This is a genomic window from Pseudomonas asturiensis (assembly GCF_900143095.1).
GTDB classification, from domain to species: Bacteria; Pseudomonadota; Gammaproteobacteria; order Pseudomonadales; family Pseudomonadaceae; genus Aquipseudomonas; species Aquipseudomonas asturiensis.
In genome coordinates, this window is record NZ_FRDA01000004.1 from 400,691 (window position 1) to 416,167 (window position 15,477).

The 15,477-nt window shown below is 58.4% G+C and carries 15 protein-coding genes; 12 read left to right on the forward strand and 3 right to left on the reverse strand.

All coding sequences use genetic code 11. The features are described 5' to 3' along the window. The first annotated feature begins 227 nt into the window (after positions 1–227). The 6 genes from fadB to BUB69_RS09925 all read left to right on the forward strand — a co-directional run bounded on the left by fadB (position 228) and on the right by BUB69_RS09925 (position 7,573). Complete coding sequence (gene fadB / locus BUB69_RS09900; RefSeq protein ID WP_073165379.1) at positions 228–2,375, forward strand: fatty acid oxidation complex subunit alpha FadB; 2,148 nt, start codon at positions 228–230, stop codon at positions 2,373–2,375. Between the two features lie 23 nt (positions 2,376–2,398). Beyond that, positions 2,399–3,574: an acetyl-CoA C-acyltransferase FadA gene (gene fadA, locus BUB69_RS09905; protein WP_073165382.1), complete on the forward strand. Its 1,176-nt coding sequence runs from the start codon at positions 2,399–2,401 to the stop codon at positions 3,572–3,574. Positions 3,575–3,695: 121 nt separating this feature from the next. Next, positions 3,696–3,932, forward strand: coding sequence for a DUF1653 domain-containing protein (locus tag BUB69_RS09910; RefSeq protein ID WP_073165703.1), 237 nt, complete (start codon positions 3,696–3,698; stop codon positions 3,930–3,932). Between the two features lie 113 nt (positions 3,933–4,045). Beyond that, complete coding sequence (topA, locus tag BUB69_RS09915; RefSeq protein ID WP_073165385.1) at positions 4,046–6,658, forward strand: type I DNA topoisomerase; 2,613 nt, start codon at positions 4,046–4,048, stop codon at positions 6,656–6,658. A gap of 95 nt (positions 6,659–6,753) precedes the next feature. Beyond that, entirely contained in the window at positions 6,754–7,275 is a 522-nt protein-coding gene (locus BUB69_RS09920; protein ID WP_073165388.1) for a DUF6586 family protein, read from the forward strand. Between the two features lie 64 nt (positions 7,276–7,339). Then, on the forward strand, positions 7,340–7,573 hold the full coding sequence (locus BUB69_RS09925) for a hypothetical protein (RefSeq protein ID WP_073165391.1): 234 nt from the start codon (positions 7,340–7,342) through the stop codon (positions 7,571–7,573). Positions 7,574–7,600: 27 nt separating this feature from the next. Here the strand turns inward: BUB69_RS09925 and sulA are convergent, their stop codons facing one another. Beyond that, positions 7,601–8,071, reverse strand: coding sequence for an SOS-induced cell division inhibitor SulA (gene sulA / locus BUB69_RS09930; RefSeq protein ID WP_073165394.1), 471 nt, complete (start codon positions 8,069–8,071; stop codon positions 7,601–7,603). A 9-nt stretch (positions 8,072–8,080) separates the two neighbouring features. Beyond that, complete coding sequence (gene lexA, locus BUB69_RS09935; RefSeq protein WP_024689271.1) at positions 8,081–8,689, reverse strand: transcriptional repressor LexA; 609 nt, start codon at positions 8,687–8,689, stop codon at positions 8,081–8,083. A 258-nt stretch (positions 8,690–8,947) separates the two neighbouring features. Here lexA and psrA point away from each other — a divergent pair, with 258 nt between their 5' ends. The 3 genes from psrA to BUB69_RS09955 all read left to right on the forward strand — a co-directional run bounded on the left by psrA (position 8,948) and on the right by BUB69_RS09955 (position 11,536). After that, entirely contained in the window at positions 8,948–9,667 is a 720-nt protein-coding gene (gene psrA, locus BUB69_RS09945) for a transcriptional regulator PsrA (protein ID WP_073165397.1), read from the forward strand. Positions 9,668–9,787: 120 nt separating this feature from the next. Further along, positions 9,788–10,786: a beta-N-acetylhexosaminidase gene (nagZ, locus tag BUB69_RS09950; RefSeq protein WP_175561693.1), complete on the forward strand. Its 999-nt coding sequence runs from the start codon at positions 9,788–9,790 to the stop codon at positions 10,784–10,786. A gap of 9 nt (positions 10,787–10,795) precedes the next feature. Continuing rightward, positions 10,796–11,536, forward strand: coding sequence for an S-methyl-5'-thioinosine phosphorylase (locus BUB69_RS09955; protein ID WP_073165403.1), 741 nt, complete (start codon positions 10,796–10,798; stop codon positions 11,534–11,536). Positions 11,537–11,589: 53 nt separating this feature from the next. On the opposite strand, the gene BUB69_RS09960 is transcribed toward BUB69_RS09955, so the two are convergent. After that, the gene (locus tag BUB69_RS09960; protein WP_073165407.1) at positions 11,590–12,129 is read right to left on the reverse strand and encodes a cytochrome b; all 540 of its coding nucleotides are present in this window, start codon (positions 12,127–12,129) and stop codon (positions 11,590–11,592) included. A gap of 288 nt (positions 12,130–12,417) precedes the next feature. Here BUB69_RS09960 and BUB69_RS09965 point away from each other — a divergent pair, with 288 nt between their 5' ends. From BUB69_RS09965 to BUB69_RS09975, 3 genes are read left to right on the forward strand one after another with little or no spacing between them, the layout of a single operon-like run. Continuing rightward, on the forward strand, positions 12,418–13,203 hold the full coding sequence (locus tag BUB69_RS09965; RefSeq protein WP_073165410.1) for an endonuclease/exonuclease/phosphatase family protein: 786 nt from the start codon (positions 12,418–12,420) through the stop codon (positions 13,201–13,203). Then, complete coding sequence (gene clsB / locus BUB69_RS09970) at positions 13,200–14,459, forward strand: cardiolipin synthase ClsB (protein ID WP_073165413.1); 1,260 nt, start codon at positions 13,200–13,202, stop codon at positions 14,457–14,459. The genes BUB69_RS09965 and clsB overlap by 4 nt, the downstream gene beginning before the upstream one ends. Then, positions 14,456–15,466 carry a lysylphosphatidylglycerol synthase domain-containing protein gene (locus BUB69_RS09975; RefSeq protein ID WP_073165416.1) on the forward strand — a complete coding sequence of 337 codons (1,011 nt, stop codon included), beginning with the start codon at positions 14,456–14,458 and terminating at the stop codon, positions 15,464–15,466. The genes clsB and BUB69_RS09975 overlap by 4 nt, the downstream gene beginning before the upstream one ends. The last annotated feature ends 11 nt before the right edge of the window (positions 15,467–15,477 follow it).

Consider the following 15,477-nt stretch of genomic DNA (forward strand, 5'->3'; position numbering starts at 1 on the left):
TGGCGAATTGACAATTATCCGCTTTTGCCTGATGGTGTGCGTACCCAAATCAAACGGGCGTATGAAATGAGCGTTTGGTCGTCAGACGGCTCTGACAGAATCCTGGCTACCGCGTCGCAGCGGATGTATGTGTGATTTGGCGTGTTCATCGACGGCGACGTCGTAGTCTCGTTGAACGTTAATGTTCAGCGAGTATTGTTCAGCTTCCATATTGTGGAGATCAGTTGATGATTTACGAAGGTAAAGCCATCACGGTTAAGGCTCTTGAAAGTGGCATCGTCGAATTGAATTTCGACCTCAAGGGTGAGTCCGTCAACAAGTTCAATCGCCTCACCCTCAACGAGCTGCGTCAGGCAGTGGATGCCCTCAAGGCTGACGCGTCGGTTAAAGGTGTGATCGTCAGCAGCGGCAAAGACGCATTCATCGTCGGCGCTGACATCACCGAGTTCGTCGACAACTTCAAGTTGCCCGAAGCCGAACTGGTCGCCGGCAACCTGGAAGCCAACCGGATCTTCAGCGATTTCGAAGACCTCGGCGTGCCGACAGTCGTCGCCATCAACGGCATTGCGCTGGGCGGCGGTCTGGAAATGTGCCTGGCCGCTGATTATCGCGTGATGTCCAGCAGCGCCAGGATCGGCCTGCCTGAAGTCAAGCTGGGCCTTTACCCGGGCTTCGGTGGTACGGTTCGTCTGCCTCGTATCATCGGTGCCGACAACGCCATTGAGTGGATTGCATCCGGCAAGGAAAACGCCGCTGAAGATGCCCTGAAAGTGGGCGCTGTGGATGCCGTTGTCGCGCCTGAAAAACTTCAGGCCGCGGCCCTCGATCTGATCAAACGCGCCATCTCCGGCGAGTTCGACTTCAAGGCCAAGCGTCAGCCTAAGCTGGACAAGCTCAAGCTCAACGCCATCGAGCAGATGATGGCGTTTGAAACCGCCAAGGGTTTTGTTGCCGGTCAAGCCGGTCCTAACTACCCGGCACCGGTCGAAGCGATCAAGACCATCCAGAAAGCCGCGAACTTCGGTCGTGACAAGGCGCTGGAAATCGAAGCTGCCGGTTTCGTCAAAATGGCCAAGACTTCTGCTGCGCAGAGTCTGATCGGCCTGTTCCTGAACGATCAGGAGCTGAAAAAGAAAGCCAAGGGTTATGACGAAGTCGCCAAGGACGTGAAGCAGGCTGCCGTGCTCGGCGCCGGCATCATGGGCGGCGGCATCGCTTACCAGTCAGCGGTCAAGGGTACGCCGATCCTGATGAAGGACATTCGGGAAGAGGCCATTCAACTGGGCCTGAACGAAGCGTCCAAACTGTTGGGCAACCGCGTCGAGAAAGGGCGTCTGACGCCTGCGAAGATGGCCGAAGCGCTTAACGCGATTCGTCCTACGCTGTCCTACGGTGATTTCGGTAATGTCGATCTGGTCGTCGAAGCCGTGGTCGAGAACCCCAAGGTCAAGCAGTCGGTACTGGCCGAAGTCGAAGCACAGGTAGGCGAACACACCATTCTGGCCTCCAACACCTCGACCATTTCCATCAGCCTGCTGGCTCAGGCGCTCAAGCGCCCGGAAAACTTCGTGGGCATGCACTTCTTCAATCCGGTGCACATGATGCCGCTGGTGGAAGTGATCCGCGGTGAAAAGTCTAGCGAAGAGGCCGTTGCGACGACCGTCGCTTACGCCAAGAAGATGGGCAAGAACCCGATCGTGGTCAACGACTGCCCGGGCTTCCTGGTTAACCGCGTACTATTCCCGTACTTCGGCGGTTTCGCCAAGCTGGTCAGTGCGGGCGTCGACTTCGTACGTATCGACAAAGTGATGGAGAAATTCGGCTGGCCGATGGGCCCTGCGTACCTGATGGACGTGGTCGGTATCGACACCGGCCACCATGGCCGTGATGTCATGGCCGAAGGCTTCCCGGATCGCATGAAGGACGACCGCCGTTCGGCTGTCGACGTGCTGTATGAAGCCAAGCGTCTGGGTCAGAAGAACGGCAAAGGCTTCTACGCCTACGAGATGGACAAGAAAGGCAAGCCGAAAAAAGTCAACGATCCGGCAGTGCTGGATGTGCTCAAGCCGATTATTTTCGAACAGCGTGAAGTGACCGACGAAGACATCATCAACTGGATGATGATCCCGCTATGCATGGAAACCGTGCGTTGCCTGGAAGACGGGATCGTTGAAACCGCTGCTGAAGCCGATATGGGCCTGATCTACGGTATTGGTTTCCCTCCATTCCGTGGTGGTGCACTGCGTTACATCGACTCGATCGGTGTTGCCGAATTCGTTGCCCTCGCTGACCAATATGCCGAGCTGGGTGCCTTGTATCAACCGACCGCGAAGCTGCGTGAGATGGCCAAGAACGGCCAGAGCTTCTTCGGTTAAGCGCCTTTCTGAGGAATGAACGTATGAGCTTGAATCCAAGAGACGTCGTGATTGTCGACTTCGGTCGCACCCCGATGGGCCGCTCCAAGGGCGGCATGCACCGCAACACTCGTGCCGAAGACATGTCCGCGCACCTGATCAGCAAACTGCTGGAGCGAAACGACAAGATCGACCCGGCCGAGGTCGAGGACGTGATCTGGGGTTGTGTCAACCAGACCCTGGAGCAGGGCTGGAACATCGCCCGTATGGCGTCGTTGCTGACCCAGATCCCGCATACTTCCGCTGCGCAGACCGTAAGCCGCCTGTGCGGTTCGTCCATGAGCGCGCTGCACACTGCTGCCCAGGCGATCATGACCGGCAACGGTGATGTGTTCGTGATCGGTGGTGTTGAGCACATGGGCCACGTCAGTATGATGCACGGCGTCGATCCGAACCCGCACATGTCGCTGTACGCCGCCAAGGCATCCGGCATGATGGGCCTGACCGCCGAAATGCTGGGCAAGATGCACGGCATCACCCGCGAGCAACAGGATGCCTTCGGCCTTCGCTCTCACCAGTTGGCCCATAAGGCGACGCTGGAAGGCAAGTTCAAGGACGAGATCATCCCGATGCAGGGCTATGACGAAAACGGCTTCCTCAAGGTCTTCGACTACGATGAAACCATTCGTCCTGATACCACCCTGGAAAGTCTGGCGGCGCTCAAGCCGGCGTTCAATCCCAAGGGCGGTACTGTGACGGCGGGCACGTCTTCGCAAATTACCGACGGCGCTTCGTGCATGATCGTGATGTCCGCGCAGCGTGCCAAAGACCTCGGCATTCAGCCGATGGCCGTGATTCGTTCCATGGCTGTTGCCGGTGTAGACCCCGCAATCATGGGCTATGGCCCGGTACCTGCTACTCAGAAAGCACTCAAACGTGCCGGCTTGAGTATCTCGGATATCGACTTCTTCGAGCTTAACGAAGCGTTCGCTGCACAGGCCTTGCCAGTGCTGAAAGATTTGAAAGTGCTCGACAAGATGAACGAGAAGGTTAACCTGCATGGCGGCGCCATCGCTCTGGGCCATCCATTTGGATGTTCCGGTGCGCGTATCTCCGGCACCTTGCTCAATGTCATGAAGCAGAATGGCGGCAACCTTGGGGTTTCCACCATGTGCATCGGACTGGGTCAGGGCATCGCGACCGTCTTCGAACGCGTCTGATTGCCTGGCGTGACGCAAGCCGGGGCTTGATGCCCCGGCTTTTGTATTTTTGAAAAAGCAGTTTTTTGCCAGATGTTTTGGCTTTGTTTCTGTTTTGAACCTGTTTGACGAGGGCTGCACCATGCAACTGCAACCAGGGCTCTATCGCCATTACAAAGGCCCGCAATATCGCGTGTTCAGTGTGGCGAAGCATTCCGAGACCGAAGAGGACGTGGTGTTCTACCAGGCGCTCTACGGCGATTTCGGTATGTGGGTTCGTCCTCTGGAAATGTTCCTGGAGGTCGTCGAGGTTGACGGGGAGCAAGTCCCGCGCTTTGCTTTGGTCCAGGCGGAACCGAGCCTGTTTTCCGGGTCGTGACTCGGAAATTCACAACAGGCTGTGCTTGACCTCACCTTGTAGCCACTATATATAGCGTGGCCTTTACAAGCTCGTCATTGTCTTTCATCTAGTATTCAGGAATTTTCTGATCCATGGGCAAATCGCTGGTCATCGTGGAATCCCCGGCTAAGGCCAAGACCATCAACAAGTATTTGGGCAACCAGTACGTGGTGAAGTCGAGTATCGGCCATATCCGAGACCTGCCCACCAGCGGTTCGGCCAGTGCTGCCAAAGAGCCCGCCGCCAAGCGTGGCAAGGCCGCCGCTGGCGAGGGCCCGGTACTGACGCCGAAAGAAAAGGCGCAGCGCCAGCTGGTGTCGCGCATGGGCGTCGATCCGGAGCATGGCTGGAAAGCCAAGTACGAGATCCTTCCCGGCAAGGAGAAGGTGATCGATGAGCTGCGCAAGCTCGCCAAGGATGCCGACACCATCTATCTCGCGACGGACTTGGACCGCGAAGGGGAAGCCATTGCCTGGCACCTGCGCGAAGCCATCGGTGGCGATGACAGCCGCTACAAGCGCGTGGTGTTCAACGAAATCACCAAGAAAGCCATTCAGGAGGCTTTCTCCAAGCCCGGCGAGCTGGATATTGCCCGGGTCAACGCCCAGCAGGCACGTCGCTTCCTGGACCGCGTCGTCGGTTACATGGTCTCTCCGCTGTTGTGGCAGAAGGTCGCCCGTGGCCTGTCTGCAGGCCGTGTGCAGTCGGTTGCCGTGAAACTGGTGGTGGAGCGTGAGCGCGAGATTCGTGCGTTCATTCCCGAAGAGTATTGGGAAATCCACGCTGACCTGGGCACCGCCAAAGGCGCCAATGTGCGCTTTGAAGTCGCCCGTGAAAACGGTGAAGCCTTCAAGCCGCTGAACGAAGCGCAGGCCATGGCCGCGCTGGAAAAGCTCAAGGCTTCCAGCTACAGCATCGTCAAGCGCGAAGACAAACCGACCAGCAGCAAGCCGTCGGCGCCGTTTATTACGTCGACCCTGCAGCAGGCGGCGAGCAATCGCCTGGGCTTCGGCGTGAAGAAGACCATGATGATGGCTCAGCGCTTGTACGAGGCTGGCTATATCACCTACATGCGTACCGACTCGACCAACTTGTCGGCAGACGCGGTAAGCATGGCGCGCGATTACATCGAAACCGAGTTCGGCAAGAAGTACCTGCCGGAATCGCCGAACGTGTACAGCAGCAAGGAAGGCGCACAGGAGGCGCACGAAGCGATTCGTCCCTCCGACGTCAACATGCATCCCTCCAAGCTTTCGGGCATGGAGCGCGACGCCGAGCGCCTTTATGAGCTGATCTGGCGTCAGTTCGTCGCTTGCCAGATGCCGCCTGCGCAATACCTGTCGACCACGGTCAGCGTTGCCGCGAGCGATTTCGAGCTGCGTGCCAAAGGCCGCATCCTCAAATTTGACGGTTACACCCGTGTGCTGCCGCAGATGGCCAAGCCTGGCGACGATGACGTGCTGCCGGACATGGCGCAGGGCGAAACCCTGAAGCTGAACAAGCTCGATCCGACCCAGCACTTCACCAAGCCGCCTGCGCGTTACTCCGAAGCGAGCCTGGTCAAGGAAATGGAAAAACGCGGTATCGGTCGTCCTTCGACTTACGCCGCGATCATCTCGACCATCCAGGATCGTGGCTATGTCGCGCTGCATAACCGCCGCTTCTACTCTGAAAAGATGGGTGACATCGTCACCGGACGTCTGTCGGAGAGCTTTGCCAATCTGATGGATTACGGCTTTACCGCCGGCATGGAAGAAAACCTCGACGACGTTGCTCAGGGCCAGCGCGACTGGAAAAACGTGCTGGACGAGTTCTACGGCGATTTCCGCAAGAAGCTGGAAGTGGCCGAAGCGCCTGACGGCGGCATGCGTGCCAATCAGCCGGTCATGACCGATATCCCGTGCAAGGTCTGTGGGCGTCCGATGCAGATCCGTACCGCCTCGACAGGTGTGTTCCTGGGTTGCTCCGGCTACAGCCTGCCGCCCAAGGAGCGCTGCAAGGCGACCGTCAACCTGACGCCTGGCGACGAGATTGCCGAGGATGACGAGGGTGAGTCGGAGTCCAGGGTTCTGCGTGGCAAGCATCGCTGCCCGATCTGCAGCACGGCCATGGACGCTTATTTGCTCGACGAGAACCACAAGCTGCACATCTGCGGTAACAACCCGGATTGCACAGGTTACGAGATCGAGAAGGGCACTTACCGGATCAAGGGCTACGAAGGTCCGAGTCTGGAGTGCGACAAGTGCGGCAGCGAGATGCAGCTCAAGACCGGCCGTTTCGGCAAGTTCTTCGGCTGTACCAACCCTGAATGCAAGAATACCCGCAAGCTGCTCAAAAGCGGCGATGCGGCGCCGCCGAAGATGGATCCGGTCAAGATGCCGGAACTCAAGTGCGACAAGGTCGATGACACCTATATTCTGCGTGACGGCGCTTCGGGGCTGTTCCTTGCCGCCAGCCAGTTCCCGAAAAATCGTGAAACCCGCGCACCGTTGGTGATCGAGATTGCACCGCATAAGGACGAGATTGATCCGAAGTATCACTTCCTCTGCGAAGCGCCGAAGAAGGATCCGGATGGCCGTCCGTCGGTGATCCGTTACAGCCGCAAGACCAAGGAGCAGTACGTGCAGACCGAGGTCGAAGGCAAGCCCACCGGCTGGCGCGCGTTCTATGATGGCAGCGTCTGGAAGGTCGAAGACAAGCGTTGACGGGCAGGCGTCCGGCACTTGGAAGCCGGACGCCGGTCTGACGCTATGCGGTCAGGCTAAGCTGGTCTTATTCGATTGTGATGGAGAGTGTTGCCATGGCTCATGAACTCTATACCCGCACCAACCAGAAGATCTATTTCGCAGGGCTTGCACTTGAGGCGCTGGGCAAGGCTGAAAACGGCCAGGTCATCAACGCGCAAGCGTTGCAGCAGGCCGAGCGCGAGTCCGTGCTGTTTCATTTGTATGGCGCCCTGCTGGGGCTTTGCCACGAGATTGCCGGTTTCTATCGTCTGCCCCAGGCGGGCGCCCCTCGTGCAGAGCTATTGCTGACTCAGGAAGTACTGGACGCCATTGCGATTCCGGAAATGGCTGAGCTGGTCGAGCTGGCTCATCATCGCGAGACCTGGCTGGCCAGGCTGCTGGCTGCGTATAACGCTCTGTTCCTGCCACCGCGCGCTCCCGCGAAACCCAAGGGTGACGTGACTCAGCCGATGATCGTGGCGGTGAATCTGGATAACGAGCAAGCGCCGGAACTGACGCGTGAGGAGCTGGAAAGCTGGCGTCAACAGCTTAAAAGTCTGGCCATTCGCTTTCGTGAAGGCTTGAGCGAGTGCTGAAAAGCAATGATTGATGGGCTGGCAGGCTGTTACAATGCCAGCCTATTGCGGAGTAACTGTACCAATGCCTACCTCTTTTCTTGAAATTGTCGAACTGCCTGATGGCCGCATCGAGCTGCGCCGCGCTGATGACGAGGGCTCTCTGGTTACGCTGGATTTCTCGGCAGATGCCAAAGCGTTCATGCAGGGGCAGCACGTCGAAGTCGCCAAGGCCATGTTGAGCGTAGGCGTGCAGATGGCCGGTCGCCTGGCTGAAGGCGAAGTCGAAAAGGATGACGGACCACGCGTTCTGCACTGATCGCAGCGTTGAGCAGCGACCGGGTGTTCAGCCCAGTCGAATATTCAGGCTTTGCGCTTCCCCGACCTTCGCTGCACTGATCAACTGCTGGCGCGCTGCTGTGCCGAGAGGATTGATCCAGCTCACCACTGTGTGGCTACGTCCAAGCCTCAGCGCTTCGCGAGTCAACTCCAATACGCTTTGAGTGCCGCGTGGCTGAAGCAGCAGAATGCGTTCCCGGTTCAGTCCCGCATCCCGCAGCCATGTTTGAGTAAGGCTTGACGGCGGTGCGATGAGCGTCAGCCAGCGTGCATCGGCTTCCTGGCTCAGTTCTCGAAGAATAGGGGCAAGCAGGTTCAGGCAGTTCCCGGCGGCACCACGTAAGGACAGTTCGCTGAAAGGCTCCGGCTCGTTGCTCCAGGGCGATTCGACGACATCTGTCAGCATCGGGGCAATAGGCTGGGCCATGAACGCCTCGAACAGCGGCAGTTGCGAATGCGGTGCTTGATGGAACTGCATAACGTCTCCTTAGCGGCGAATGACGCCGACGCTCAAACCTTCGATCACCAGATCCTGATCCTTGAGGTCGACCTCGATGGGTGCGAACTCCGGGTTTTCAGCCAGCAGCCACACTTTGCTGCCTTCACGCTTGAAACGTTTGACCGTGACTTCGTCGCCGATCCGGGCAACGACGATCTGACCGTTACGTGCCTCGCGGGTGGTGTGCACCGCCAGCAGGTCGCCGTCCAGAATGCCGATGTCCTTCATGCTCATGCCATGCACGCGCAGCAGGTAGTCGGCACTCGGGTGGAAAAAGGTCGGATTGATGTTGCAGGACTCTTCGATGTGCTGTTGCGCCAGAATGGGGGCACCCGCAGCAACACGGCCAATGATCGGCAGGCTGCTTTCGTCGGATTTCGCTTCAAAGCCGGGAATACGAATGCCGCGCGAAGCGCCGGGAGTCATTTCAATGGCACCCTTGCGGGCAAGCGCCTTGAGATGCTCTTCAGCAGCATTGGGCGATTTGAAGCCCAGCTCCTGAGCGATTTCCGCACGGGTCGGGGGAAAGCCGTTGTCTTCAAGACAGCGTTTGATGAAGCCCAGGATTTCAGCCTGGCGTGGCGTCAGTTTGATCATGTTGAGCGCTCTGTCTTTTTATACAGTGACTGGGATTATATACAGTGAAGGCGGCTTGGCAATCGTCCATTTCGTTTTTACCGTCCGGCGGTGCTGTTGAAGACGGCCAATTTGATTCGAGAAAGCCTGAGCAAGGCACGCACACCAGCGATTCATGGCTGTTTTCGTGACTGTCTGGCCATAAAATGAACGCGTTTGCTTGACAACAGGGCAGCCTGATACGTATGTTTCAAACGTTCGTTTGTTAGGCAGAGAGCCATGGCACAGTCGGAAACCGTTGAACGCATTCTTGATGCTGCGGAGCAGTTGTTCGCAGAAAAAGGTTTTGCTGAAACCTCATTGCGTCTGATCACCAGCAAGGCCTCTGTCAACCTGGCTGCGGTGAACTACCATTTCGGGTCCAAGAAAGCCCTGATCCAGGCGGTTTTTTCGCGCTTTCTCGGCCCTTTTTGCATCAGTCTGGACCGTGAGCTGGAGCGCCGTCAGGCCAGGCCCGAGCACAAGCCTTCGCTTGAAGAGCTGCTTGAAATTCTCGTTGAACAGGCGCTGGTTGTACAACCGCGCAGCGGCAACGACCTCTCCATTTTCATGCGTCTGCTGGGTCTGGCTTTCAGCCAGAGTCAGGGCCACCTGCGACGTTACCTCGAAGACATGTACGGCAAGGTGTTTCGCCGCTATATGACGCTGGTCAACGAAGCGGCCCCGCGTATTCCCCCCATTGAGCTGTTCTGGCGCGTGCACTTCATGCTCGGAGCCGCCGCTTTCAGCATGTCTGGTATCAAGGCGTTGCGCGCCATTGCCGAAACCGATTTCGGCGTCAATACCTCGATCGAGCAGGTCATGCGTCTGATGGTGCCGTTCCTGGCGGCCGGCATGCGCGCCGACACGGGTGTGACCGACGCAGCCATGATTGCCGCCCAGCTCAAGCCTCGCAACAAGACCAGCAGCGCGGCCGCGCCTGTCGCTGCCAAGGCCTGAGAATCGCCCAGATCTGAACAGGGTCCAGCCCCTTCGCATTGCACAGGGCTTCAGGATCAAGCACCATGCCCGCATTGAAATTGGGCACTGGTGTATAAGGGTTTTTCTATGAGTTCTGGCCTGCAAGGCTCCCTGATGGTCGACGTCGCTGGCACCTGGCTGACCAGCGACGACCGTCAGTTTCTGCGTCAGCCCGAAGTGGGCGGTCTCATCATCTTCGCTCGAAACATCGAGCATCCCCGCCAGGTTCGTGAACTGAGCGCAGCCATTCGCGCCATTCGACCTGATCTGCTGCTGGCGGTGGACCAGGAGGGCGGGCGAGTCCAGCGGTTGCGTCAAGGTTTCGTGCGTCTGCCCGCGATGCGCGCCATCGCCGACAAGCCCGACGCCGAGCGACTTGCCGAGCATTGCGGCTGGCTGATGGCGACCGAGGTGCTGGCAGTAGGGCTTGACCTGAGTTTCGCCCCGGTCCTGGATCTGGATTACCAGCGCAGCGCGGTGGTTGGCACGCGTGCCTTTGAAGGTGATCCGGAGCGTGCCGCGCGGCTGGCGGGTGCCTTCATTCGTGGCATGAACGCGGCAGGCATGGCCGCTACCGGCAAGCATTTTCCGGGTCATGGCTGGGCGGAGGCCGACTCCCACGTCGCCATCCCGACCGATGAGCGCACTCTTGAGCAGATTCGCGCCAATGATCTGGTGCCGTTTGCGCGCCTGAGTCAGCAACTGGCGGCAGTCATGCCCGCTCACGTGATTTATCCGAAGGTCGATTCGCAACCGGCTGGCTTCTCGCGACGCTGGTTGCAGGGCATCCTGCGCGACGAACTGAAATTTGATGGCGTTATCTTCAGCGATGACCTGTCGATGGCCGGCGCGCATGTGGTCGGTGATGCGGCGAGGCGCATCGAAGCGGCGTTGACTGCCGGTTGCGACATGGGGCTGGTCTGCAACGATCGGGCAGCCGCAGAGCTGGCACTCAGTGCGGCGCAGCGTATGAAGGTCAAGCCTTCAGCGCGCATCGCGCGCATGCGCGGCAAGGCCGTTGCCAGTACTGACTATCGACAGCACCCTCGCTGGTTGACCGCGCTTGCGGCACTGCGCAGCGCCCAATTGATCGACTAAGGATTAACAATGACTGTTTACGCGATTATCGGCGGCACCGGCCTGACTCAGCTCGAAGGGCTGAACATTCGTCAGTCGCTGCCTATGAATACGCCTTATGGCGCGCCGTCGGGCGATATCCACATGGGCGAATATGCCGGGCGCGAAGTGATGTTCCTGGCACGCCATGGTCATCCGCATCGCCTGCCGCCTCATCAGGTCAACTACCGCGCCAATATCTGGGCCTTGAAGCAGGCCGGCGCCGAGGCCATTCTGGCAGTGAATGCGGTAGGGGGTATTCATCCGGCCATGGGCACTGGACATTTTTGCGTGCCGCACGACCTTGTCGACTACACCAGCGGTCGCCAGCATACATTTTTCGCGGACGACCTTGAGCAGGTGACGCACATTGATTTCAGCTATCCCTACAGCGAAGCGCTGCGTGCGCGTCTGATTGCTGCGCTTGCGGCAGGCGGCTGCGAGTTCAGTGAGCGCGGTGTCTACGCCTGTACGCAGGGGCCACGTCTGGAAACCGTGGCAGAGATCATTCGCCTGGAACGCGACGGATGCGACATCGTGGGCATGACCGGCATGCCTGAAGCGGCGCTGGCCCGTGAGCTGGAGCTGGATTACGCCTGTCTGGCGCTGGTGGTCAACCCTGCGGCAGGCAAATCGTCGGCAGTGATCACCATGGCCGAGATCGAGCAGGCGCTGCATGACGGTATGGGCAAGGTAAAGGCTGCGCTGGCCCACGTATTGTCGGCTCAGTAGTCAGTCGAGCCGCGCCTCAAGGGCTGCCGTATGCAGCCCTTGAGGTGCCCTGGTCACAGCATTCGTTTGAGCGTGTTGTCCTTGCGCACGACGTGATGCCAGACAGCAGCGAGGACGTGCAGGCCGATCACGTAGTAGAAGATCGAACCCAGCAGCTTGTGCAGGTCTTCAAAATTTTCGGCGAGATGGTCGGACGTCGCAAAAGGCCAGGGTATCTGCAGGGCAGTAAGCGGGATGGGCAGCGCCCCTTTTTCCACCATGACGGTCAGCAGTCCCAGTAACGGCTGGATGAACAGAAAAGCGTAAAGCGCGTAATGCGTCAGACTTGAGGCAACGCGCAAGGCGCCTTCCAGGGGCGGCGTTATGCCTGGCGGCCGATGACGGCGTCGTTCCGCCACTCGAAAGAAGGCCATTGTCAAAATCACAATCCCGACCCAGAAATGACTCTGTACCACCAGTATCCGGTACTCGGATCCCTTGCTGAATTGAGTACGGCTGAGAATCAGTACGTAGGCAAGCACAATCAAGGCCGCCATCAGCCAGTGAAACCAGCGCGCCTTGGCTGTGTAGCGTTGAGACGACGGTACATCCACGGTTGAGTTCCTTGTCACGTTTTCAGGCTCGGTGCATGGGTTGCATAATTGTCGGATAACGATACGCGTAATGCGCGTAGTGCGAAATCTGCTTTTACGGGCGCGCGGCTCCTGAGGGGCAGGTGCGCAGCCTGCGCGTTTCTCGTGGCGTCGATCCCTTGCCTTCGTTACCGCAAGACTAGTCGATGAATGGACACTCATGGCAAGGAGGCAGCATTGCCAGAGACCAATGGAACCTGTGCCATCACGAGGCTTCATATGAGGTGAATATTCACTCAGGAGTCGCTCTTGACCACTGCCAATACGCCCACCGGCCCTCTTGCGCCGGTCTCGGCCAGCCTTTCTTTGAATGTACTGACGATGAACATGCACATGGGCTTCGGCATCTTCAACCGTCGCTTCATTCTTCCCGAATTGCGCGAAGCAGTGCGAAGCGTCTCGGCTGATGTGGTGTTCCTGCAGGAAGTGCATGGCGAGCATCATAGCCATGCCCGGACAGTGAAAGACTGGCCGACCATTTCGCAGTACGAGTTTCTGGCCGACAGCATGTGGAGCGATTTTGCCTACGGTCGTAACGCGGTCTATCCGGACGGCGACCACGGCAATGCGCTGCTCTCCAAATACCCGATCGTGAGCCATGAGAATCTCGACATCTCCATCGACGGAACAGAGCAGCGCGGTTTGCTGCACTGCATCATTGATGTGCCGAACCATGGTCATATGCACGCGGTCTGTGTGCATCTGGGGTTGCTCGAGAGCCATCGGCGCAAACAGCTGACGCTGCTTGCCGAACTGATGCACCGTTTGCCTGCGGGAGAGCCGGTAATCGTTGCCGGGGATTTCAATGACTGGCGTCAGCGTGCCGACGCCTTGTTGCAGGGCACTGGGCTGCATGAGGTTTTCGTCGAGCGCTTCGGCGCGCCGGCAAGGAGCTTTCCCGCGCGTTGGCCATTGCTCAGGCTGGACCGAATCTACGTACGCAACGCCACGACCCACAGGCCCAAGGTGCTTTCCAATCGACCCTGGTCTCATCTTTCCGATCATGCACCGCTGGCGGTGGAGGTGACCTTATGAGCAACACGACTGGCCGCACCAGAGAACAGTGGCGCGATGGCAACTCGGTAGAGTTGCTGATCAACGGTGAGGACTTTTTCACCCGGGTATTCGAGTGCATCCGTGCGGCTCGAAAGGAGGTCCTGATCGAGACCTTCATCATTTTCGAAGACCGGATCGGCACCGGTCTGCAACAAGCCGTGATCGAAGCTGCCAATAACGGGGCCAAAGTCGTCATCACGGTGGATGACTACGGTACGTCTGACCTCAGTTCTGCGTTCGTCAGAACCATGATTGACGCGGGCGTGCAGATTCAGCTGTTCGACCCGCGTCCCCGGTTCATGGGCATGCGCACCAATCTGTTTCGCCGTCTGCATCGCAAGGTGGTGGTGATCGACGGCGAAACCGGTTTTATCGGCGGCATCAACTACAGCGTCGATCACATGACCGACACCGGCCTGACTGCCAAGCAGGATTACGCTGTGCGGGTGCGTGGCCCGATCATTGAGGACATTCATCGCAGCGCCGTGCGCATGCTCAGCGATGCTGTGCGCGCCAGGCTGACGCCGGTCCCTCTCAAGCTGGAGCCCGCCGGCAATGCCCGGATGCTGCTGGCCGAGCGCGACAATGCCGAGCACACCACCGACATCGAAGAGCGATACCTGGAAGCCATTCGTGGCGCAAAGCAGCGCATCACGCTGGCCAATGCCTATTTCTTCCCCAGTTATCGCTTCCTGCGAGAGCTGCGCAATGCGTCGCGGCGCGGCGTCAAGGTCACGCTGATCCTGCAGGGCAAGCCGGACATGCCATTTGTCAGGGTCTGCTCGCGACTGACCTACACCTACCTGCTGCGTGATGGCGTGATCATCCATGAATACAAACAGCGTGCCTTGCACGGCAAGGTTGCGCTGATTGATCAGGACTGGTCCACCGTGGGTTCCAGCAACCTCGACCCTTTGAGTCTGGCGCTCAACCTGGAAGCCAATCTGTTCATTCGCGATCAGTCGCTCAATGATCGGTTGCAGACGCATCTGATGGAGCTGGCGGCGGCACACAGTACCCAGATGAGTCTGAAGGGGGCTGCGCGTGGTCAATGGTGGCGTGCGCCGATGATTGTGTTGAGCTTCTTCTTTCTGCGGCGTTTTCCGGCCATTGCCGGCCTGTTCCCTGTGCATGGCATGCGCCTCAAGCCCTTGCGGGCAGGTGATGTCGTGCCGGAGGCCAAAGTGATCCAGCAACAGGCGCACCATGAACTGGATCAGGAGAAAACATCATGACCCAGGCAGCCAGTGCATCTTCGCAGGGCGCGAAGGGCGAGAAAAAAAGCGATAAGTGGAAGTGGGCAAAACGGGCGTTCAACCTGTTTTTCTTCATCGCGGTGCCGGTACTGCTGTTTCTGCTGGTCAAGAATCTTGACTGGCAGGAGGTCAAGCAGGCGCTGCAGTCCTACAAACTCAGCACACTCCTGATGGCCGCGTTCGTGGCACTGCTCAGTTACCTGACCTATTGCGGGTTCGACGTCCTGGCCCGCTATTACACAGGGCACAAACTGTCGATTCAGCAGATCGTACCGGTGACGTTCGTCTGCTATGCCTTCAACCTCAACCTGAGTTCCTGGGTGGGCGGTATTGCGTTGCGCTACCGGCTGTATTCGAGGTTGGGGCTTGAGGTGTCGACCATCACACGCATTCTCAGCCTGAGCCTGATCACTAACTGGCTCGGCTACATGCTGCTGGCAGGCTTTGTGTTTTCGATGCGGTTTCTGTCGTTGCCCAAGGAGTGGTCGATTGGCACCGACACGCTGCAACTGATCGGCTTCGGTCTGCTGGCTGTGTGTTTCGCCTACCTGCTGGCCTGTCGTTTTTCCAGGCGCCGCTCGTGGAAGATCCGCGATCAGGAATTTAATCTGCCTTCGCTTAAACAGGCCCTGATGCAGGCCAGTCTCGGCGCGCTGAACTGGTCGTTGATGGCTGCGGTAATCTTCACGTTATTGCCGGAAAAGGCGTTTTACCCGGCGATTCTGGGTGTGTTGCTGATCAGCAGTATCGCGGGGGTCATTACCCATATTCCAGCGGGGCTTGGCGTACTCGAGACGGTGTTCATCACGTTGCTGTCGCATCAGTTTTCCAAAGGCACTCTGCTCGCCGCACTGATCGGCTACCGTGCCATCTACTTCCTGCTGCCGCTGATGCTGGCGGTAGTGGTTTACCTGGTGCTTGAAAAACGCGCCAAAAAGATGAACGCGAAAAACCAGCAACGTATGGGTGATCAGGCCAAGTCTTGAGCCCGGCGGGG